Genomic DNA, 360 nt, shown 5'->3' on the forward strand with positions numbered 1-360 from the left:
CTTCCTTAGGAGCTTCAACCATGACCCAACAACGCCTCTCCCTTTCTTCCATGATCGCAGCCGCAACCGCAGTAGTTGCTCTGGGCCTTCCAGGGATGGCTTCGGCAGCATATGAGCATCCTGCCAACAATGAACAGGGTGTAATCGTTCACCCGGAACACCTCAAGAGCGAGAAGACGCGAGAGCAGGTCATCGCGGAAGCCAAGGCTGCCATGCAGCAAGGACTTCTTTCTTATGGCGAGAGCAACTACCCAATGCCTGTGCCTAATGTGGGCCCAGGGAAAACTCGTCAGCAAGTGATCAACGAAATGCTGAACGAGTCACCTGCCGAACGCTCCGAGCGTCTGCGTCTCTACTCCC

Annotated in this window: 1 protein-coding gene; it reads left to right on the forward strand. The window is 55.6% G+C overall.

Features of this window, described 5'->3' with window-relative positions; all coding sequences use genetic code 11:
• Positions 1 to 20 precede the first annotated feature (20 nt).
• A partial coding sequence (locus tag J8G26_RS19200) for a DUF4148 domain-containing protein (protein ID WP_210570861.1) occupies positions 21 to 360 on the forward strand: 340 nt, incomplete at its 3' end.

This window comes from Acidovorax sp. JG5, from assembly GCF_017939685.1.
GTDB lineage: Bacteria > Pseudomonadota > Gammaproteobacteria > Burkholderiales > Burkholderiaceae_C > Acidovorax.